The organism is Lysobacter panacisoli, from assembly GCF_009765165.1.
Taxonomy (GTDB): Bacteria; Pseudomonadota; Gammaproteobacteria; order Xanthomonadales; family Xanthomonadaceae; genus Lysobacter_J; species Lysobacter_J panacisoli.
In genome coordinates, this window is sequence record NZ_VLNU01000001.1 from 1,113,428 (window position 1) to 1,134,851 (window position 21,424).

Genomic DNA, 21,424 nt, shown 5'->3' on the forward strand with positions numbered 1-21,424 from the left:
ATGCTACTTGAGGTACTTCACGTCGAGCCGGTCGATCTCGCCGTTATAGGCGAAGGGTTTCCGGTCGAAGTACGCCAGCGATACCGGCGAATAGCTGTCGCGGCCCACGTCGAACGCATCGTTGGCCGTGAACGTCAGCGGCGCCGAGCGCGGCACGCGGCCCTGCGCCACGGCCTTGCCATTCACTCTTACTTCCACATCGAGCGGGCCGGCGTGCTTGTCATCCGCCTTGCGCGTTTCGACCTCGATCCTGACCTTGCCGGACGGAAGCGGCGCCGACGAAGCCAGGTTGGTGCGTTCGACTTCGAACAGGTTGTACTCGTAGTTCAGCTTGCCCTGGTCGACCCACAGCGCCACCCCTCCCGAGAACGCGCCCAGTGCGTACAGCACGCCTTGCGAATCCGGCTTCAGTTCTGTTTCGATGGTGACCAGGTTGCTGCGTGCGCCCACCTTTGGTGCGGTGAACTCGGGTACGGCGACCACTTCCTGCGTATAGCTGAACTCGGTGGCCGGGTTCGACGGCGCGTCTTCGGGATGGAACACGACCGACCAAAGGCCGCCACCGACGGGCCAGACCTTATTCGCTTGTGCCTGCGCGTCGAACGACGCCTTGAGCGAGGCCACCTTGTCGGGATGCTGCGATGCGACGTCCTTTGCCTGCGAGTAATCCGTGCGCAGATCGTGCAGCTCCCACGCATCCTGGTCGGGCGACCATTTGAAGATCGCCGGATCCACGCCCGCCTTCCACGGCGTACGCGGACCGAACACGGAGGCGATCCACTCGTCCTCGTAGTATGCGCGACTGCCCATGATCTCGAAGTACTGGCCCTTCTTTCGACCGGGTGCCTTCGCCGAATCGAAGGTGTAGGCCATGCTCACGCCGTCAAGCGGGTCCTGCGAGACTCCGTCGACGAGCTTCGGCGGCGTGATGTCGAGCACGTCGTAGATCGTCGGCACGATGTCGTTGACGTGGTGGAATTGCGAGCGCGGGGTCTTGTCAGGCTTGATCGTTCCCGGCCAGGAAACGACCAGCGGAGTCCGCGTGCCACCAAAATGCGCGGCGACAAGTTTGGTCGAACGGTGCGGAGTCGAACCGGCCCACGCCCAACCGGCGTGATACATGTTGTCGGCCTTCGGCGATCCCAGCACGTCCATTCCGCCGAGCTCGTTCATCGTGCGGATGTGATCCTTGATTTCCGTAGCGATGCCGTTCTGCGCCAGCAGCTCGCTGATGGTGCCGTTCTGGCCCTCCGCGCTGGATCCGTTGTCGCCCCACACATAGAAGACGAGCGTGTTGTCGCGGATGCCCATCTGGTCGAGTGCATCGATGATGCGCCCGGCCTGCGCGTCGGCGTGCTCGGTGTAGCCGGCGAACACTTCCATCAGGCGGCGCTGGAACGGCTTCTCGTCATCGGGAATGTCGGACCACGCGACGAGTGTGTCGGGTCGCGGCGTCAATTCGGTGTTCTTCGGGATCCATCCCAGCTTCTTCTGTCGCGCGAACACGTCTTCCCGCATCTGGTCCCAGCCACCGTCGAACTTGCCCTTATACCGGTCGGCCCAGTCGTTGAAGATGTGATGCGGCCCGTGCGCGGCGCCGGGCGCCCAGTACATGAAGAATGGACGGTCCGGCGTGAGCGCGTGCACCTGCTTCATCCAAGCCACGGCCTTGTCGGTCATGTCGACGGTGAAGTGGTAACCCTCCTTGCCGTGCGAGGGATCGATGCGCACCGTGTTCTCCACGACTGCCGGCTCCCACTGCGACGATTCGCCGGCGAGGAACCCGTAGAAGTAGTCGAAGCCGATGCCCTCGCCCGCGGGCCAGTCGGTGTATGGTCCGACGGCTGTGGTTTCGTTCGCCGGCGTGTTGTGCCATTTGCCGAAGGCCGCCGTGGAGTAGCCGTAGTAGCCCAACACTTTCGCGGCGGTGGCCGACGTGCGCGGAATTCGGCCCGTGTAGCCGTCCCAGTCGTTGGCCAGTTCGGCGATCTGCCCGTTGCCAACGCGATGGTGATTGCGCCCGGTCAACAACGATGCGCGCGTGGGCGAGCACATCGCTGCGTTGTGGAAACGGTTGTAGCTCACGCCCTGCTTGGCCAGCCGGCTCAGCGTCGGAGTATTGATGACGCCGCCGAAGGTGCCGGGCAACGCCGGCCCGACGTCGTCGAGCATGATCACCACGATGTTCGGCGCGTTGGCCGGCAAATGCGGTTTCGCTGGGAGTGGGCTGTAGCTGGATTGTGCGATTGTCGGCCCCGCCTTGCTCCCGGACGGCTTTCGCGGGAAAGGCAGCGACTCCTGCGCGAATGCTGGCGCTGCGAAAAGCAGCGAGCCCAGGGCGAGAGCGAGGTGGCGGACCTTAAATCGGCTGCGACTGGCGGGCATTCGAACCTCCGTCGGCACGCAGAGCGGGGGCTCTGCGCAGGTCTCATGGACGCTGCCGCCAAGCTTTTGAACCGGGACCGCGGAACGCTCGGTACCGGCGCTTACGACCGCGTTCAAGCGGCGGTCAGCCTTATCAACTCGGCGTGAACAGTCAGTGAAAAGGCTCGTCAGTCCCACCGACGGCTGCTGAAAAACGCACTTGAGCTGTCCAAGTGGCCAGATGCCCGCTATCGGCCAGAAGCGGTCATTTGCCAATGCAGAACCAACTGGATCAGGCCAGCACTTTAGGCTTGCGAAAACACAGACAGGCGATCGCTATGCCACACCCGACGAGGCAAACGCCCATGCCGTACAGCATTGCGATTGCAGCCCAGTACTGGAGCGGTTGGTGCGCCTCCAGATAGTTGAAGTCCCCGAGTTTCCGACTCGCGACATGGAATGCGCCGGAGTGGACGAATTTCTGGGCCACTAGTACAGCCCCTGCGCCGAAAGCTGCAAAGAAGATGAAGCCGACGACGAAGAGCATGGGGCGGTGCTTGGGCGGCCTGAACGAAGGAAGCAGGCGCGAGGCAACAAGCGCGGAAAGCGGTGTAAGCGCGATCCATAGTGTCCAGCCGACAGCGTTTTCCATCAGATCTTCAGCCCTTGAAGAGAGAGATCGAAACGTCGGAGCCACGATCGATGTCCGCTTTGGATCGAAAGCGGACATTAGCATCGTCCCGGCGGGCCAGGTCGGACGGATGTCCGCTATCGGCCAGAAGCGGACATCGAACAAGGCAAATCCTTAGACTGGGACGCTCCGTGAATCGCGGTTCGTAGATTGCGTCGGTCAGACTTGGCGCACGTCGCAGCTGGAAAGGCTTCAGTCTGCTTTTCGGCAGGATCGCTCGACGACTGATCAACGCGGTTCGTCGGGAAGCCCTTGCGGACTCCCCGACAGACCCTGTTGGCAGGATTACTTCGCGGCCGCGCGCGCTGCCTCGATAATCACCTTCGCCACCGCTTCCGGGCTCGACACCATCGGCACGTGGCTAGTCGCCACTTCGATGGTGGTGGCGCCGATCTTCTTCGCGAGCGCACGCTGAGCGCCCGGGTCGATCATGCGATCCTGGCCGGCGACGATGTACCACGACGGCTTCGCGGTCCACGCGGCCACGGTGACGGGCTGTTCGAAGTTCGCACCGCGCACCGGACCCTGGGTGGCGTGGATCAGGTTGGCTTCGGCGGCGCTCACGTCCTGAGCGAAATCGCGGGCGATGGCGTCGGCGGGCAGAGTGAGGAAACCGTCGGCGTCGGCGATGAAGTGCGCGAAGCCCGGAGGCGCCGGGAAGCCGGTGGTGTCGGCGGCCGAGTGGGCCCCGAGCGTCGGTGCGAAGGCCGCGACGTAGACCAGCGACTTCACCTTGGCATTGCCGCCGGCCTGGGTGATGACCGCACCGCCCCAGGAATGGCCGACCAGCACGACCGGACCTGTCTGGGCGTTGATGATGCGGTTGGCGGCGGCGACGTCGTCTTCCAGCGAGGTCAGCGGGTTCTGCACCGCGACTGCATTCAGGCCCTGGGCCTGTAGCAGCGGGATGACCTTGTTCCAGGACGAACCGTCCGCGAAGGCGCCGTGCACCAAGACCACGGTCGGGCGGGTGGCGACGATCGGGTCAGGGGTCGCGGCGGTGGCGGCGGCGCTCAGGCCGAGGGCGGAGGCGAGGACCAGCGGGGCGAGCAAGTTCATGGCGGAGTTCCTTGGGAGTGTGTCGGCCGGGTCGTTCCCGGTGAGGCCACTATCCCGGAGTCGCCCGCACGTCATGTGCTGTAAAGTCCAGAAAACTTGCCATGGAGTCCAAACATGACCGACAGGCTCGATGCCCTGCTGGGCAATTTCTCGGTGCGGGCCACGGTCCGCAACACCGGCATCATCTGCGGCACCCATGAATTGGCGGCGGAAGATGGCCTGGGCCAGCTGCACCTGGTCAGGCGCGGCACTGTGGTGGTGCGCCACGCCGTGGGCAAACCGATCACCATCGATACGCCCAGCCTGCTGCTGTACCCGCGGCCCTGCGGCCACCGCTTCGTGGTGGAAGGCGAGGAAGGCGCCGACCTGGCCTGCGCGGCCCTGAGCTTCGAATCCGCCACCGAAAATCCGCTGGTGTCCGCGCTGCCGGCCTGCTTGTGCCTGCCGCTGGACCAGCTGATGGGTGCCCGCCTGCTGCTGGACCTGCTGTTCGAGGAAGCCTTCGAGCAGCGCTGCGGCCGCCGCGAAGTACTGGGCCGCCTGTTCGAACTGGTGCTGATCCAGGTGCTGCGTCACCAGATGGAAAGCGAGCAGCTGCAGACCGGCCTGATGGCGGGCCTGGCGCATCCGCGCCTGCGGCGCACGATCACCGCGATGCACGAACGACCGCGCGAGGAGTGGACGCTGGAAGCGTCGGCGGCGGTGGCGGGCATGTCGCGCAGTTCGTTCGCGCAGACATTCCGCACCACGGTCGGATGCACGCCGGGCGAATACCTGCAGCGGTGGCGGATCCTGCTGGTACAGAAGGGGTTGCGCGGCGGCAAGCCCTTGAAGTTGCTGGTCGATGACGCCGGCTATGCCAGCGAGTCGGCGCTGTCGCGGGCGTTCAAGGCGCAGGTGGGGGTAACGCCCAGGGAGTGGAGGGCGCGAACTCATGTGCAGCGCAGGCCTGACTAGTCCGCTATCGGCCAGAAGCGGTCATGACGGAAACCAGCCGACCAGCGCAATGCGAAGGGATCGCGGCCCAATTGCTGCGGCGAGCAGGAACACGACTGCCGCTGCCGAGAGGGCCCAAAACCAACCGCTGCGACCGGCAGCGTGATCACACTCCGCACGTTTAGCCCGCGCCGTAGCAATGCGCCTTCCTGCAGTCTCCTTCGGGTGGTCATACATGGCGCCTCAATGTCGTACGTTTCAGGCCGGCGGGCGTCACCGGGGAACGCGCTTCAGGGTCACGGTCTGGCTGGAACAGGACAAGACGCCCTATGTGCACCACATCGATATCGATGGAATGACTGCAGTCTCGAAGCCAGTCGTCGATGGCACGCCGGCAACTGTCAACGACGCGCTCGAAATGGGATTTCGCCTAGCCCGAGAAACCATCGCCGTCAGTACTCGCCCTTCTAGGTAGGTTACGAGGCACCACATGGCGTGTGGCCGGTCGCGTTACGGCAACCGGCGCAGTAATGCGATGCGCTTACTTGAGTCGGCCCAGCAATTCCCGGGCGACGCCGACGGCCGACGCCGGGTTCTGTCCCGTGATCAATTCGCGATCGACGACCACGTTCGCGGTCCACGGCGCCGTGTTGCTGCTGTACTGCGCGCCGGCCTGCTGCAAGGCGGTCTGTGGGTAGAACTTCATCTCGCCACCGCCGAGTTGCGGCTTGGCCTGCAGTTCTTCCTGGTTGCTGATGACCGTAACCTTGTAGCCGCTGTAGATCCACTCCGGCGCTCGCGCGGCTTTGCCAGTGTTCTCCATCGAAGCGACAAATCCATTCGCGTCGGGTACACGAACAGCGAGTATGAGTACATCGAGGGCTACCTGACCACCGTGACGGACTGGCCGGCGTCTTACTCACCGCCTCGCATCCCTACCTCGAGGTCCCGCCTTGACTGGTTGGCGCCCATCTTTCGCGTTCTTCGTTGAATTGGGCGTGGCGATGTTTGGTTGATGGCTCAAGACCTTCTTCGTTGGCCAGCCCTCGTTCTCCGCAGCCTCTAGGGCCGCTTTGGCCGGTCGGTGACTGTCCGGAGTCGCCGACGATGTGCAGATTGGTCGGTTGTGACTGAAGGCGCACATTCGATCTCCCTCCCACATACGACATTGGCGAAGCTATGAAGCTTCGCCAATGGCTCCGTTCGACGCGAATCGTATTGGCTTAGGTCATTTACCGCGGCACCTACTGCGCACAGGGTGCGCGTTGCACTGATGATCCGGTCAGGAGTTCTGGCGATCGCTTCATGATCAGATTGCACTTGGCGGCGTTACGGCACTGTTACGACTAAAGATGATGTGATGCCTGTGAGCCTAGATCGTGAATGCTCATTTCAGTGATGTCACGGGTAAGTAACAGCAGTAAGCGCAAGCTGCAATGACACTGCGACGCAATGTCGCACGACCAACAGGTTCTGCACGCCTCCCCTCACTGCGCGCCGACTATCGCTATGTCGATGGCAGGAGTTGTGTTTGTCTGTTTGCAAGAGGCGTCAACGCACGCTGGTGAACTCGAGTCACTGGCGGATAGGAGAACAGCATGAACGGCTCATATCGACACTCATACTTGGACTTCCTCAAATCTATACCTGGATTCTTCGGTATCCGATTTGACTCTGCGCCCACGTACCACATGGAGGGCATCGTCGGGGAGGTCGAGATCAGGAGGTACGCGCCGGCATTGATCGCTCGTGTCTTCTCTATTGGAGAGCATCGAGTGGCCGTCGCGGCGGCTCGAGGGAAGTTGGTCGACTACATAGACGGTGAAAACGACAGCAGAGAGCGTATGGGGGTAAAGTCACCTCTCTTTCAGATCTACGGGAAATCAAGGTTGTTCAATGCCCCGATACGAAAGCGCGAGAGTCCAGACGGATGGACGGCGGCATACTTCCTCTCGAACTCTATGGCCCTGGCGTCTGCGCCGCTGCCTGATGATCCTGCGATTACTATTCTGAGGATTCCAGAGGCTCTGGTGGCGATTCTGAGATATCGCGGAAACGATACGTGGCAGCACCGGGATGTAGCTAGACGCGACCTGCTCGATATCCTATCTGGGTCGAAGTGGGTGGCGGACGACAAGGCGTACTGGGCCGTCTACGATCAAGAACTGTCCGTCCCGTTCCTCAAGAGGAATGAGGTGCATGTTCCAGTGGCAAGCACGTGTTGACCGGGCGCGTCGCAAAAGGGGGGGCGCTCAGTAGAGCGACGCCTCCACGAGCTCTCCTTTGGAACTAGGCTGATCCAGCGCTCGCGCCGCGTCAGGGGCTGGCAACAGGTGACGTCGATGCGACTCTCTAGTTTAGGCACTCGAGGGCGATGATATCGCGCGCCACGCCATCACGAATTCGGTGCACGCCATCGCGGTGGGTGCCAAGAGGCATGGTCATTTCCGCGTTCCTGAGTAGGCACCAGAGTTCGCGCAGCAATGGGCAGTTCCCCGCTGACTTGGCTGTTGCAATGATCTTGGTGGCCCGTTTTTCGACGAGGTCGAGATCATGTCCAACTGGCAGGTTCAACATGGCGTTCTCCGATGTATGACGTCCATCTTCCACAATAGATCAAGTGGTTGGTATCGGGCGTGACAGCTTGTGCGTGATTTCATCATCTTGAGGTAACAGGCTGCGTGATTTCGGCGCTGGATGACTGTGGTTTCTGCGCATTCGATACGGCGGTGACGGTCATGTCGGACGCATCCTTAAGTGTTCATCATGCTCATGGTTCAGGCGATGTTCGTGTTGTCTGTTGGTCGCCAGCAGTGCACACGCAGTTAACGTCGGAGCGCCTAATGGTGATTACTCATATCGTTGATGGAGTGGGACATGGCAAAGAAGACGTCCGTTGATATCGCGCAGGTCCATGAGCTTCTGTATCAGGCCTTAGAGACTGAAGTTGGTGGAATTGATATCTACACAACGGCGATTAAGTGTGCCGTCAATGATGATCTCCGCAAGGAGTGGGGCGAGTATCTTGGGGAGACGAGGACCCATCGCGCGGTCTTGCTCAATGTCTTTGAGATGCTTGAGCTCGATCCTGATACGCGGTCACCAGGTCGCGATGTCGTGGCGCACATCGGCGCTTCGTTGGTGGAGGCGATGAACTTGGCCAAGAGATCCGGCGACGCCCGAGCCGCGGAGTTGGTTGCTACCGAGTGCGTGGTGCTCGCCGAAACAAAGGATCACGGAAACTGGGAGCTGATAGGGAAAGTCGCCGAGCAAGCTACCGGGGAAATGGCCCGCGTGCTAAAGCAGGCCCATGACGCCGTTGAGCAGGATGAAGACCATCACCTGTATCACACAAAGGGCTGGAGCCGTGAGCTTTGGTTGCAATCCCTGGGTATTCCTGCGGTGCTCCCGCCGCCTGAAGAAGTCAAGCAAGTTGAGACCGCAATTGGCGCTTCGCGCGCTGAGCAGTCCCGCGACAAGATGCTAAAGCACTAGAGATTTCGAGGTGTCATCATGAGCAATCAAGACCGAAAAGATCCTTCAATCGAACGCGGGAAGGAAGGTCGGGAAGAGCGCCCCGTCGATCGTGAGAAGCGAAAGCAGCACGAGAGTGACAACCATGACGAGGCTTTAGAGGAGACATTTCCGGCGAGTGATCCCGTGTCTCCTTTCGTTCCAGCTAAAGCTCCGGATTGATATGTTGTTGGCAACCGTGACAAATGCGATCCGGGCGCATCACGCTCCCAGCACGCCCGTTTTGGGATAGTTGATGTCCCCACATGGAGATATTCCATGCTGGCTTCCTCTCCTACATCATCGATCACCGGCGAGTTGTCCAATCACAAGGTCGCTGCCGTGTTTGTATCGGCCACCGAAGCGCAGCGGGCAGCGGACGCAGTGCATGCCGAACTATTTCTTGGTGGCGCGCAGGTTCAGCTAATCCGTCCTGGTGATGCGCGTACCAGCAAGAAGTTGGAGCCGGAGAGTCAAGGCATATGGCGCACGATAGTAGTCGCGCATGTCCGCCTTGGCGTTTTCGGCCTGATCCTGGGTGCTGTGGCGTTCGGCGTGCTCTATGCGATAGGTCCGCCCTTCATCGTCAACTCGCCGATCGCAGCGCTGCTCGTCCTTTTGTTCTTTGGGACGGTGGCTGGTCTGCTCCTGGGCGGCCTGGTGTCCTTGCGGCCGGATCACGATCGTTATGTGGAAGCTACTCGGGACGCTATGGAAACAGGGCGCACGACAGTCGTAGTGCATGCTCTGACGTCGCAACAGAGGTCGGCGGCGGCCGAGTTTTTGCGCGCGCATGGTGGTGAGGTGACCTCCACGCTGTGAGTCGCGAACTTTGTCGTCTCTGTGCCTCTATTGGGGGAAGCTGAGTCGACGGCAGGACTCGATCTCCAGGAGGACCGAGCGGAACGCATCAGCTGAGGCAGATTCTGGATTCACTGATTGCAGGAGTTCGAGAACGTCAGCCTCGTGCTTGTCGAGTTGGAGATGGGTTGTGAAGGCGATGGCCCGCGCGAGGCAGGTCATGAGCGCGCCGAACAACTCATGGGTGGAGTTTTCACTGGTCGATGTGCGTACGTCTTCGGGCGTAGAGGTATGCACGACGGTTGGATCGCGGCTCTGGGTTGATGGCAGTTACCATCCGTAGAGTGCCAGTGTCGTGAGTGCCGCGAAGCCCGTAATCGCTGTGAACCAGTACGCGACGAGCATGACGGTTCGATAGCGATCGCAGTAGTCGATACCATCTCTATCCAGGCTGTAGGAGTACTCGCGCTGGTGCAGATACAGCATCGTGCTGCGCGCGCTAAGTACTGTGCGGTCTTGCCAGATGAGGGGCTGTTCTGCGTGCAGCCATTGCCGCGGATGTCGTGCCCTAAGGTGATGCAGGAACGCCAGGCAGACCACGGTTTCCACCACGATCGCGACTGCGAACAACGCGCCGGCGATTGCGGTGATCTGGTTCATGACAATCCGGCAGCAGCGGGAAGGGTCGTCGGCTCTTGTGCCTTGGCAAACTGTGTTTGTTCGCGAACGTGTGGCTTGGCCGTCGGCCAGCCCTCGTTCTCCGCCGCCTCGATAGCCGGCTCGAAGCCGACACGTTCGGGGCGTTCTGCTCGCCACGACGGCGCATGTTGAACAATTCTGTGGAGTTTGATCGGTTGCACGGGTGTGGTCTCGAAGTGGCGGAATCGGAGTTTCTGACTGCGCGTATGGCAGTTTGATGGATGGCAAGTCCATGCGAAACGGAGTGAGCGCCGACTCCAGCAGGCCTCTAGCCAGCTCGGCGGCTAACGATATGCGTCGCTGTGACGGCTAAATGCCGCGGGCCTTGAGCAGAAAGCTCTTCAGCGCCTGTGCGTAGGTGTAATCGACGAGTGACAGGCCGGGCTGCAACTGCTCAAGCCGAGCGCGGAACTCCCAGCAAAGATCGAGCATCTTTCGGCGATTTTCCGCTTCGACCAGCCCGGTCTGGCGTCGAGCTTCACTCATGGTGTCCATGAAGGCCTGTCCAAGCAGGCGCTAGATCGCCCGCATTCGCGGAGCAAATTTCACTATAGCACTTTCGATGTAGGGTCAACTTTCGCATGAGTCAACGGCGCGCAGGCGCGTAGGACGCACCACCAAGCGCCAACGATGCTGCCAGGTGAACAGAATTGCGAGGCGGTCTTCAGATCACGAATAAGTAACAGTCAATGGCGCACAGTCCGCTGGCACTGCGACGCAATGTCGTAACGGCCACTCAGCCGCGCAGCACTTCCCACTCCCCACCCGCACTGAGCCTCTCTTGCCCCTGCCGTCGGCAGGGGACTGGCTTCGGCCACTCTCGATTCCGTGAACTTCGGATCGCATTAAAGGTAATCATCTTCATGAGCACCATGACCAACACCAATTCCAAGAACCTCCTCGACACGGCTACGGCCAATGGGTCGTTCAAGACCTTTGGCAAAGCCATCGAGCGCGCAGGCATGAGCGACACGCTGCGTGGCGTGGGCCCGTACACCGTCTTTGCCCCCACCGATTCGGCGTTTGAAAAGCTGCCGGCTGGGAAGCTGGACAACCTCTTCAAGCCTGAGAACAAGGAAGAGCTCGTCTCGTTGCTGAACTACCACCTCGTTAGCGGTCGCAAGACCGTGGCCGACATCGGCAAGTGGGAGTCGGCCAGGACGGTCAACGGTCAGCCGGCTCCGATCACCGTAGCCAATGACAAGGTCAGCATCGACGGTGCGCAGGTCACTTCGGCCGACATCAGCTCCAGTAACGGTGTCATCCATGGCATCGACAAGGTCAACATTCCGACCAAGCAGTAATGTAGTCGGGTTGACCTTGGGAACGGCGGGGCTTGCCCCGCCGTTCTTCTTTCAGGGGATCCAACGCTTCCCGCAGTTGCGAGGCTGTCGGCCAGAAGCGACTTCACGCGGTTGTCACTTCATCAGGGGCATTAACGGCTGGCTCGCTATTCGCCCTTGCCAAAGGGGCGGGCACTTAATGCCACCGCAGGGGGGCTTCCGCGTTGGCCGTCATCTGCTTGAGGAGTAGTGCATGCGCTTGCTGCACATCGCTATGGCTGCATTGGTGTCGAGCACCGGTCTTCTCGCAAGTTGCCAACGGACTGAGCCAGCCCCGGCAACCAGTGCCGCGCCTGTGAAGCCTGCGCCCGTGGAGGCGGTGTCGTCGACTCAGGTGCCTCCACCGGCTTCCGCCGCCGACATCGCCGGAACACCCTCCGGGACGGTGATGACGCCTGGCTATGTGGAGACGGCGGGGCGCATGATTTACGTATGGGGTTGGCCGCTGGTGAATCATTACAACCGTTCCCTGGCGATGGCCGATGTGCCCGAACCTGGCCGCAACGGCGGGGTGCTGCCAGTGGCGCCACCGGGTTCGATCAGCATGCTCACCGACTACATCCAGGCTGATCAGAAGTTCGTGACTTGCCCGAACCAGGACACTGTCTACGGCGCAGGTTACCAACACCTCGACACGCAGCCGGTCGTCATTCAAGTGCCGGATTTCGGAGAGCGTTTCTTCGTCTACCAGATGGCTGACTCGCGCACTGAATCATTCTGCTCGATCGGGCGGCAGTACGGCACCAAGCCGGGCTTCTACCTGCTGGTCGGGCCGAACTGGAAGGGCGAAGCCCCCAAGGGCATCAGCGCTGTGTGCCGCGCATCAACCGACCTTGTCGCGGTGTTGCCGCGCATCTTCATGGACGACACGCCCAAGGACCGCGACGCGGTGCGGCCGCTTGTGAACCAGGTGGTGCTGTACCTGCTCGATCAGTTCGACGGGACGATGAAAACCAAGGACTGGTCCAAGACACCGCAGTTTCCCGCGCCGAAGACCGAAGGCCAGGGCGAGATGAAGTTCGTCTTGCCCGAAAAGTTCTTCGACGAACTTCCCGTTGTGATGAAAGGCGTTCCGCCGCTTCCAGGCGAAGAGGCGATCTATTCAACCGCCCAGTCACTGCTTGATGCGGCCGCGAAAGACCCGAAGGTCAAGGAGCAGCTCGTTCGCATCGCCGTAGCGACCGAGAACGACGTGATCGCACCGCTATTCGAGTTCCGCAACAACGGCCGGCCGGTCGGCAACGGCTGGACGTCGCCGCCCAACGGTGCGCGGTGGGGGTTCGATTACCTCTCGCGCACGGCGTCGGCAAAATCAAACATCTACGACAATGCGCCCAATGAAACGCGGTACATCTACACCGACGTCGACGCTGGAGGAATGCGATTGAACGGCGCGGGTGGTCGCGCATACACCGTGACCTTCCCCAAGGGGCAGACGCCCCCGGTGAAGGGCTTCTGGTCGCTGACGCTGTACAACAAGCACCATCTGTTCGAGCCCAATGCGCTGAACCGCTTCGGCATCGGCACCAAGAACAAGGGCCTCAAGCTCGGCGAGGATGGTTCATTGACGCTGTACGTCCAGCACGCCTCGCCCGGCCCTGACAAGGAAAGTAACTGGTTGCCGGCCCCGGCTGACGAGTTCTCTCTGTACATACGTGCGTACTGGCCAGACGCAGCGATCACTGAAGCTCGCTGGGCGCCGCCGGCCGTCACTCTGGCCCGCTGATGCCACCATGCAATGTCCGCATTGGGCCGAAAGCGGACGTAAGCCGATTTATAAGGTGGCCGCAGAAGGGGTGATCGCGGCCGCAAGGGATCTCAGTTTTGACACGGCAATCATGTGCTTGTTGTCGCGTCCCGAGAACCTTGCGAGTTGCTTCACTGGGAGATAAGGACCGAAGTAGATCTCCTCCCAGGAGCCATCGAGCTTGATGCCGAGGACCAGGAGTAGGTCCGCCTCGCCGCGGAAGCCAATCTGGCTGGATGCAAAGTTTGTCTTGATCTGCACCGATCGACCGTCCGCTGTGCGGGCATCGTAGTCGCCCGAACCCGAGGGCGCCTTGTTGAGCTTGTAGTGATCGGTTGCCAGCAGTTCGCCAAAGTCGCCGAGCAGATTGCCTAGGCCGGCCCAAGAGTGTTCAGGGGCGAGGGCGCGCAGTGCCTTTTGTGAAGCAAAGATGCTGGCGAGGATTGCCTGGGCGGCGACGATTCGGTCCCGCGCGAAGGTGTCTGGCATGGCTTGCTAACCCCTGTGCAGATGCTTGGCATCGTACTATCGAGACCGGAATGCCAGAAACGACATTGGCGAAGCTCTCCAGCTTCGCCAATGGCTCCGATCCGAGGCCTCTGTACGCCGTTACGGAGTCGAACAAGCGATGTGGCTACTGCAGGCCTACCGCTAGGTGTTGCGATGCTTAACGGAAGACCGGAGGCGCGCGGGCCATCGGTATGTGGGCACGTTGGTTAATGCGGGTTTCGGCCAGCCGGATCGTATTGGGTCCGGCGAAGGCGGCGAACGTTCCGCCCTAAGCGATGCGAGCGCGGTACAGGCGTGGCGCCAGAGCCTTTCGATGAGTATTTTCATTTGGGATCCGTCCATGCCCCCCTAGGATTGTTCCTTCAAATAGAAGGCCGCAGAGGGCGGAGGGGAGGAGCCGCAGGCTGAGGCGGGCCGACATTAGCGTCGTCGCTTAAACACTATGGACCCTTCGCCAGTGCAAAGGGCATTCGAGGGGATTCTGTTCACCACAGGTACTGCAAAGCTGGGTCCTGAGCGGCGATCGGCCCGGATCCTAGGTGAACCCCAACCTCTTGATGGCGGGCGCGATAACGTAGCCTCTGATGTACTCGTGATGGACACTGAATTCCAGGTCCACCCACTTTTCTCCAGATTGCTCTTCAATCACCATCCGAAAGTAGGGCCCCTCCACATTGACCGACTTGCAGTTGACGCAGGGGCCAAGCACCGGATTTTCATTGATCCAGAACTGAAGCGCGGTGCCCAAGTCAGCTACGCCAGCTGAGCTCAGAAGAACAACTACGGGTCTAGTGGACATTTCGATTCCTCCCGAGCCCTGATTGGGGTAGGAGTCTGCGATCGGTAGGCGCGAACGCGTGACGCACTCGAATAGCAGCATGCGCTTCGCGGTGTTAGCCCCCTGTAAGGGATGGCCATCGACTAACGCCGCCGCCTGCGAGCGAGTTGCTCGGGTCGAAAGCGGACGTTAGCCAGTCCGCCCGCCTCGCCTGCCCCTAATGTCCGCTAACGGCCATCAGAGGCCATCAGAGGCCATCAGAGGCCATCAGAGGCATCTCAGCGTGTTCTCGCAGCAGCCAAAGACAGTGTGCCCCCTGTGAAACTCATCTTCCCTCCCGGTCCAATCGTTTCACTAGGTCCTCGGCGCGTAGGTGGGTGTAGCGCTTGAGCATCTGCATAGATTTGTGTCCACTGATCGCGGATACCTCCTGATCGCTGAAGCCAGCCTCCACGAACCGGCTAACCGCTTCATGGCGGAGGTCGTGAAAGCGAAGATCCGCGATCCCTAGCTCCTTCTTCAGCTCGATCCAGGCCTTGTTGAAGTTGTAGGGGCGGCGCTTACCATCCCGCCCAGGTTCACCGAAGAACACCAGGTCACAGCCCTTCTGGCGCGTCGGGTTCTCAATCGCGCCTCGCAGTGCCTCAACGGCAGCCTTAGACAATGGGACCGTACGAGCGCCATCGCTCTTGGTCTGCGTGAGTCGGGCAATTCGACGGTCCAGATCGACCTGCCGCAGCTTTAGCCCCGTGATTTCCGCTGAACGCATCCCAGTCTCGACAGCGATTCTGAATATCCAGCCCAGCATTGGATTCGAGTACTTGGTGAGCGCAGCCGTCAGCTCCCGCTCCTCATCTGACGTAAGCCGTCGATCGCGTCCCGCTCCAACGCGCGGCTTCCGAATGTTGGCAACTGGGTTTTGGATAAGCCCCAGCTGCCACTCCTTGATGGCCATGGTGAAAAGATGGCTCAGCAAGGCAAGCTCAAACGGTAGGGAACGCTGCAGACGCATTTGTAGCTCTGCGAGGGCGCGCGACTCGGCGCCCATCGACCAGATGTATGAAGCCGTGGTGCCGCGCGTGGCTTCGTGGCGATGAGTAGAGGCTCCGTCGCTGCGGACAGTTCCCTATTCGATGACTCGCGCGTAAGGCAGTCGCAACTTCACCTCTGCTTCGCAGCCAAGCGCAGCAGCAATACGCACGAGCGAAGTCAATGTAAGCGCGTGAATACTGCCCTTTCTGACCGCAACCAACTCTTCGGGACTAAGGTTTCGAAGCGCGCCTCCGGCCGCTCGTTCCTCGAGCAGCGTCTGAAGCTGCATGAGAAGTTGGGAACGGAGCTCCAAATCTAGCGCCTCGCCCGGCGTGTCAGTCAGATCGCGCCATACCGATTTGGGAGGTCGGGAAGTCATATCTCGATCCGGCTGTGCCAGCCCATAGCGTAGCGCATTCGGCCACGGCCACAGGTAGTTTATAGCCTATAAAATCAATTAGTTACGCTGCACCGCAGCGTGCCTGAGCGGCTAGCCCGTGCGAAATTCCGGGAATGGCGGTCTTTTACCGCCTGATGCTTGCCAGTGGAGGTTCAATGCCCGCCACGCGAGTAATGCCGAGTCCCGGTGAGTACTTCCCGGACAAGCCGCTACTCACCTCCGCGGAAGTTGCGCGGCTGATGGGCTTCAGGTCTGTCGAGGCCCTTGCCAAGACGCGCGCGGCAGGTCGACTCCCCGTCCGAATGTTCCAGATCCCCGGCCGCCGCGGGTGGTACGCGGCAACGAGCTCAGTGCGCGCGTGGGTCGAGACTGCAATCGCCCAAGGCGAGGTCGAACCAGACGCGGTGACGACAGAGATCCCTTAAGCGGCACCCGACCGCCTCTCGAGGAGGACCAGTCATGACCTAGCTGCCACGTGGGACTGCCATCTGGGCAGCAGAAACGCGAAAACCCCGGGGACTAGCCGGGGCTTCGCGTAAGGCCGAGCACTACTACTTGTAGGCCCAACTCTGCTCCCGATTCCTGCAGATTTCAAGCCCTTCCATTAACAGGGAGGGACGACTGCTGCTGCGCCTATTCCGTCTAGGAATGGGGCAAGAGCGAGGAGCTTCTCATGCCTTCGAATACCGTCAACGCAACGATCCTTACTAACTTCGGCCTTACCGAGGAAGGAGTCCAGTACGTCATCAGGGCTCAGGACGAAGGTCCGTCACGCAGAGTTGGCGCGCACCGCGCCGGAAACCTGGTCTTGGATGTACCGATCCATCGCCTAGGTGTGACCCTCCAGGCCGAATCTCTCTCAGGAGAGTATCTATTCCTCGTTGAGCAGGAGCTCAACGACGGACTCATCGCCATATTTGACCAGCCGCCACCGGTCCCGCTTCGGATCACGGATATCAGGGGAAGGCGAACGCGCGTGTCATACACGCCTGACTTCCTGGTAGTCGACGCCACTGGCGTTTCCGTGAAGGAGATCAAACCAGATGCGGTGCTAGCAAGGCTGCTCGAGAGCCATCCCCATGACTGGCACCGCGACGAGGATGGCTACATCTACAAGCCGGCCAAGGCAATCTTTGCCTCAGTAGGGATCCGTCACGAAGTACTCCCAACGAGCTCGTTCAACTACGTGCGGGCTGCCAACTATCGAATGCTGGCCGTTGCGGCACGCGCGCCACTGACATCGATCGACCTCAGGCACGAGGCACTGGCAAGACGGATCGTAACCGCTGAGCGGGCGATTAAGATCGGTGAGGTCCTCAAACGCCTTGAGCGCGCAGACATCACGCCCATCCTGAGATTGATACACCAGCACGAACTGTTCGTCGACATCGACCACGTTCTTCTATCTGATCCCACAAATACTTGGATCGCGACGAACGCCACCGACGCGAGCTCGATGCAACAGTCGGACCAGACCATCCACCGACTCGTCTCCTCGAGTGCGATCGTCAGAGATGAAACTATCTGCCATCCCCGACATGAAGTCGAGTTCGTCAGGCGGCTAGAGGTCCTGAGTGGGACTGCGACGAAGGTGCATGCCCGGAGCCTTAGAACACTTCAACGTTATCGGAAGCGCGTTAGGGAGGCGCAGGGCAAGGCTTCGGCACTCATTCCGCGGTGGTCACGGTGCGGATGCAGAGAGCCTCGTATCGGCCCGACCCACCGTTCCTTCCTGTCGCAGCACATCCGGTGCCACAGGCGCGAGCCCAGTCACCCGTCAATCAGACAGGCATATAGCAGTTATCGCAAAGCCATAGGCGAGCTTTGCAACGAGACAGGGCAGACAGAAACACCGGTCTGTAGATCGACCTACTACAAGATGTGGAATGAGGTACGACTTCGGGCCCTTGACGCGGCTAGCAAAGGTGGCAGACGCCTCCGCGCCCGGCTCTCGGACAGCCATGACCCGGCCAAGCGCAGTCTACTTGCAACGCGACCGTTTGAAGTTGCACATGTCGATCACTGGAAGGCAGACATACATATTGTTGTTCGCGATTCACCCAAGGTGACGAAGCGTCCTTGGCTGACTGCGATGGTTGACTCCTACAGTGGCGAAGTCCTAGCAACCTGGCTTGGCTTCAGAGATCCCGGCAAGACGGCTTGTTCAATGGTCATACGCGACTGCATGCGACGGCACGGGCTTCTCCCGGAGATGCTGATTACCGATAGCGGAGCAGAGTTCCGCAGCGTCCACTTCTCGGCGATGCTCGCGTCATTCGGCATTACGCATGCTGAGCGTCCGCCCGAGGAGCCAAGGTTCGGCAAGGAGGTTGAGCGTCTATTTGGACAGTTCAAGGAGCGCTTTGTAAGGGGAATGCCGGGGTTTGGCCTAAGCATTCACGAATCACGCGCTGTCTCGTCGGGGTTTCAGGCCGCGCATCGGGCGGTCCTACGCCTCGCAGAGCTCCACCGGGCTCTTACGTTCTTCGTCGATGGGTACTACAACCTCTCACACAAGCCGGGCAGCCTCAGCTCGCGCGTCACCTTGCGAAACGAAGGGCTCGCAAGGTTCGAGCACAGCGGCAGACACGCAAAATGGGATCAGACGTTCTTGATTGCCACCTCCATTGAAGCCCCGACAGGGAAATACAACCTATGGCCTGGCAAAGGCGTTCAGGTGCTCGGCCGCTGGTACTCCAGCCCTGAGCTCCTCAGCTTCTCGGGGCCAAAGAAGCTGCTAACCGTTCGGGTCGAACCGTACTGTGCAGCAGTCGTTTATGTCCACTGCGGCAGCGCTTGGTTCGTTTGCCATTGCTCCGACTCAATGCGTTACTCCACCATGTCCGACGCCGAGCTGCTCACTCGCACATCCGAAACGAACGACCTAAAGAAGCTCGCCAGAAAGCTTGCAGAAGAGGAGGACCGCACCCTCGGCTATGCGCTCGGCTTAATCCAAGACGAGCCCCCACAGGAGGCGAAATCGCCGCCCCTGGACGACACCGACGTCATTGAGGAGCCGCGTGGTATCCGCTATCGCTTTGAAGACGTTCGCGAAACGGATGAGGAAGGTGGGGAGGACGAGTCATGAAGCCTCTAATCACCAAGGGCCTTCTGCTTCACAGAAATTTCGTTAGCGCGGAAAACGCGCTTAGGAGCCTCGTTCTCGCGTGCGGCGGCGACCAGGTCATCGCGCTTGTTGGATGCACGCGTGCAGGGAAATCCACGATATTCAAGCGACTCGTGCAGGAGGTCACAAGATCCACCGTTGACCATGCCAAAGGGACCTTGCCTCTCATTCAGCTCAATATCGAAACTAGCCAGGACGGCCGTATCTCTCCGAAGTACCTGACATTACAGATGTTAAAGGCCCTAGGCCACGCAAAGTACATCCACTACGGCGAGATGGATGAAGCGAACCATTACATCCCAAGTCGCGGCTTCGACGAGAGCTCGATGCGATTGGCGCTGAACTCCGCGCTAAATCATCGCCAGACCAGGTTCGCGTTCGTTGACGAAGCGCACCACCTGACACACACCAAGAGCGCGCAGCTCCGTGCGAACGTGCTTCAGTCTATCAAGTGCTTATGCGCGGTGGATCGTACGCTCGTACTCGTTGGCGGGTATGAACTGGCGTATCGCGGGATGTTCGATTCCGCTCACTTCGCAGGGCGCTTGCATGTAATGGACCTGCCACCGTACGAGGACACCAGTGAAGACATGGATGTTTGGGTGGAGATTTCGAAACGCATGGGCAGGCACCTGCCTCTTGCAAACCCGAAGCTGCTGGTGAACGAGGCCGAGTGGCTCAGGCACGCAACGAACGGATCCGTAGGCCTCCTGGAGAAGCTTCTCTTCGATTGCAAGGTCAAGTCGCAGACCACTTCCAGTCGCATTGACAGAAAGATGCTCCTAGCACACGCCCCATCCGCTAGTGAGAACGCTGTTATCCGGAAGGATATCGACCTGGGGAAGGAGGCCCTCACAAGATTTGCCGTGATCAAGCCGCTGCTCCATCAAGCTCCCACGAGGAAGGGACGTCGCCCGTTCCAGCAAAAGCCCACTAGGCGGCCCCTCGGGCTAGAGGAGGCGTGATGGACAGTCTCTTTCCGCTACAGCCACTAGGTGTGGGCTCCGCCGAGATTGAGTCGTTCAATTCGTACTATATGCGCTTGGCGTTGGCCCACTCACTGACTGCGGGACAGCTCTCTCGCATGCTGCTTCCTTGGCGAGTCGGCGCTGCGGGGACGACACTGCAGCACCTACGCCACGACGGTCATGGGGTTAGTCTTTGCGGGCTGACGGAGCAGACAAAAGCGCACGTGCGCCTAGTTGCGACTCTTACCGGTGTCGATGATCTCGACCGCACGACCTTTCTTTCCCTGCGTAAAGTGGTCACCACCTCCCAGCGGCACTCCCTTCGCACTAGTCGTGCATGGTGCTCTGCATGCATCGCGGAGGCACGCGCCGCAGGCGATCCGCCCTATGACAGGTTGGCCTGGACGGTGCAAGCTCTCAGGAGATGTCCTTACCATAAGATCCTTTTGTCCGCGTGCTGCCCATCGTGTGCGGCGTCCCAGCCATTCTTCTCACGTGCCACCCCACTTCATATCTGCCACGAGTGCAGGAACGACTTGATGCAGCCTCCGAGTATGTGGACCTATCTGGCGGAGCCGGGGTACGCCGAACGCGATACCTACGAGCTGGTTGAAGCTATAGCGAGCGGCCAGCTCTTCTTTAAGGGAGGGAACCCTATGCGCCGGTTCGCTCGGGAGCTTCATCGCCACTTTCCCTCTTCAAAGATGAATCCTGCTTCCGCTCGCATCGCGCTAGATATGGCGGACCGCGGTCTATCCACACTCTTTACATTGTTCAAGGCTGCACACGTCGCGCAAGTTCCGCTTGTCATGCTACTTAGCGAGCCAGAAGCTGCAGCGAGAGCCGCGGCAAATCTCGGGTTCCGAGGCTATGAAGAGCCGAGCTACCCACACCCTAGGCAGCAAGCCGGTGTCGCGCGACGAGTTCAGCAGGAGCTTAGTCGGGCACTCGGACGGCCTCCTGAGGATGAGATCGAGCCCTTCATTGTTTTCGCACGACGCTTGGGAGTGACCTGCGGTTTTGTTCGCGGCAGACAGCCGGCGCTTTGTAGGCAGTACGCGATCCGGAGAGAACAGTTCAGGTTAGCGAGAACGGCTGCCAACGTTGAGCGTGTTCGTCTAGCGCTTCAAGGAGGACTTCTTGACGACCTAATCTGTCGTCGGATACGACGGCAGCGTCACTTAGTTGATATCGTTAGGCAACGATGCAATGTCGGAAAGGCCCTTGCGGCGAAGGAGGTCAGCGCCGCACTGGATAGCCGACTAGGGCGTCAGCGCCATTCAAGGAGCGGAACCGGTTGGCCTTGGAAGCGTCGCAGCGCAGCGGCGCGCGCTTCCTCTGGACGAAGCTAGCTCAAGCCGCGGATGTCCGCTCCGCTCGAGAGCGGACATCACTATCGCGTAGCGAGCGCTTCGGCCAAATGTCCGCTATCGGCCACAAGCGGACATTCGCATCG

At 60.4% G+C, this 21,424-nt stretch carries 18 protein-coding genes; 9 read left to right on the forward strand and 9 right to left on the reverse strand.

Annotated features, from left to right (window positions below):
* Positions 1-3: 3 nt before the first annotated feature.
* The 3 genes from FOF45_RS05440 to FOF45_RS05450 form a co-directional block, all read right to left on the reverse strand.
* Positions 4-2,205, reverse strand: a complete 2,202-nt coding sequence (locus FOF45_RS05440; protein ID WP_199244439.1) for an arylsulfatase — start codon at positions 2,203-2,205, stop codon at positions 4-6.
* Positions 2,206-2,656: 451 nt separating this feature from the next.
* Positions 2,657-3,160, reverse strand: a complete 504-nt coding sequence (locus tag FOF45_RS05445) for a hypothetical protein (RefSeq protein WP_158982974.1) — start codon at positions 3,158-3,160, stop codon at positions 2,657-2,659.
* A 180-nt stretch (positions 3,161-3,340) separates the two neighbouring features.
* Positions 3,341-4,114 carry an alpha/beta fold hydrolase gene (locus FOF45_RS05450; protein ID WP_158982975.1) on the reverse strand — a complete coding sequence of 258 codons (774 nt, stop codon included), beginning with the start codon at positions 4,112-4,114 and terminating at the stop codon, positions 3,341-3,343.
* Between the two features lie 114 nt (positions 4,115-4,228).
* On the opposite strand from FOF45_RS05450, the gene FOF45_RS05455 reads away from it, so the two are divergent.
* A complete protein-coding gene (locus tag FOF45_RS05455; RefSeq protein ID WP_158982976.1) occupies positions 4,229-5,071 on the forward strand; it encodes an AraC family transcriptional regulator in 843 nt (280 codons plus the stop codon).
* A 520-nt stretch (positions 5,072-5,591) separates the two neighbouring features.
* Here FOF45_RS05455 and FOF45_RS05460 read toward each other — a convergent pair.
* The gene (locus FOF45_RS05460; RefSeq protein WP_233264058.1) at positions 5,592-5,873 is read right to left on the reverse strand and encodes a type 1 glutamine amidotransferase family protein; all 282 of its coding nucleotides are present in this window, start codon (positions 5,871-5,873) and stop codon (positions 5,592-5,594) included.
* A 775-nt stretch (positions 5,874-6,648) separates the two neighbouring features.
* Between FOF45_RS05460 and FOF45_RS05465 the strand changes: the two genes are divergently transcribed.
* Entirely contained in the window at positions 6,649-7,275 is a 627-nt protein-coding gene (locus tag FOF45_RS05465) for an SOUL family heme-binding protein (RefSeq protein ID WP_158982977.1), read from the forward strand.
* 127 nt (positions 7,276-7,402) lie between these two features.
* Here FOF45_RS05465 and FOF45_RS05470 read toward each other — a convergent pair whose 3' ends face one another.
* Entirely contained in the window at positions 7,403-7,627 is a 225-nt protein-coding gene (locus FOF45_RS05470) for a hypothetical protein (protein WP_158982978.1), read from the reverse strand.
* Positions 7,628-7,927: 300 nt separating this feature from the next.
* On the opposite strand from FOF45_RS05470, the gene FOF45_RS05475 reads away from it, so the two are divergent.
* Positions 7,928-8,545, forward strand: a complete 618-nt coding sequence (locus FOF45_RS05475; protein ID WP_158982979.1) for a hypothetical protein — start codon at positions 7,928-7,930, stop codon at positions 8,543-8,545.
* Between the two features lie 297 nt (positions 8,546-8,842).
* Positions 8,843-9,385, forward strand: coding sequence for a riboflavin biosynthesis protein RibA (locus tag FOF45_RS05485; RefSeq protein ID WP_158982981.1), 543 nt, complete (start codon positions 8,843-8,845; stop codon positions 9,383-9,385).
* A gap of 309 nt (positions 9,386-9,694) precedes the next feature.
* On the opposite strand, the gene FOF45_RS05490 is transcribed toward FOF45_RS05485, so the two are convergent.
* Positions 9,695-10,024 (reverse strand): hypothetical protein, encoded by a 330-nt coding sequence (locus FOF45_RS05490; RefSeq protein ID WP_158982982.1) that lies wholly within the window; start codon positions 10,022-10,024, stop codon positions 9,695-9,697.
* Between the two features lie 348 nt (positions 10,025-10,372).
* Positions 10,373-10,558, reverse strand: a complete 186-nt coding sequence (locus tag FOF45_RS05495; RefSeq protein ID WP_158982983.1) for a hypothetical protein — start codon at positions 10,556-10,558, stop codon at positions 10,373-10,375.
* Between the two features lie 368 nt (positions 10,559-10,926).
* On the opposite strand from FOF45_RS05495, the gene FOF45_RS05500 reads away from it, so the two are divergent.
* Positions 10,927-11,367 (forward strand): fasciclin domain-containing protein, encoded by a 441-nt coding sequence (locus tag FOF45_RS05500; protein WP_158982984.1) that lies wholly within the window; start codon positions 10,927-10,929, stop codon positions 11,365-11,367.
* A gap of 232 nt (positions 11,368-11,599) precedes the next feature.
* A complete protein-coding gene (locus FOF45_RS05505) occupies positions 11,600-13,132 on the forward strand; it encodes a DUF1254 domain-containing protein (RefSeq protein WP_158982985.1) in 1,533 nt (510 codons plus the stop codon).
* Positions 13,133-13,180: 48 nt separating this feature from the next.
* On the opposite strand, the gene FOF45_RS05510 is transcribed toward FOF45_RS05505, so the two are convergent.
* Together FOF45_RS05510 and FOF45_RS05515 are read right to left on the reverse strand one after the other, a co-directional pair.
* Positions 13,181-13,642, reverse strand: coding sequence for a DUF6998 domain-containing protein (locus FOF45_RS05510; RefSeq protein WP_158982986.1), 462 nt, complete (start codon positions 13,640-13,642; stop codon positions 13,181-13,183).
* Positions 13,643-14,766: 1,124 nt separating this feature from the next.
* Positions 14,767-15,489, reverse strand: a complete 723-nt coding sequence (locus FOF45_RS05515; protein ID WP_158982987.1) for a site-specific integrase — start codon at positions 15,487-15,489, stop codon at positions 14,767-14,769.
* Between the two features lie 1,057 nt (positions 15,490-16,546).
* Here FOF45_RS05515 and FOF45_RS05520 point away from each other — a divergent pair.
* Genes FOF45_RS05520 through FOF45_RS18500 form a run of 3 tightly spaced genes read left to right on the forward strand, consistent with a single transcriptional unit; the run spans position 16,547 to position 21,320 of the window.
* The gene (locus FOF45_RS05520) at positions 16,547-18,961 is read left to right on the forward strand and encodes a DDE-type integrase/transposase/recombinase (RefSeq protein ID WP_158982988.1); all 2,415 of its coding nucleotides are present in this window, start codon (positions 16,547-16,549) and stop codon (positions 18,959-18,961) included.
* Positions 18,958-19,965 (forward strand): ATP-binding protein, encoded by a 1,008-nt coding sequence (locus FOF45_RS05525; protein WP_158982989.1) that lies wholly within the window; start codon positions 18,958-18,960, stop codon positions 19,963-19,965. The genes FOF45_RS05520 and FOF45_RS05525 overlap by 4 nt, the downstream gene beginning before the upstream one ends.
* On the forward strand, positions 19,965-21,320 hold the full coding sequence (locus FOF45_RS18500; protein ID WP_158982990.1) for a TniQ family protein: 1,356 nt from the start codon (positions 19,965-19,967) through the stop codon (positions 21,318-21,320). Before FOF45_RS05525 ends, FOF45_RS18500 begins: the two co-directional genes overlap by 1 nt.
* The last annotated feature ends 104 nt before the right edge of the window (positions 21,321-21,424 follow it).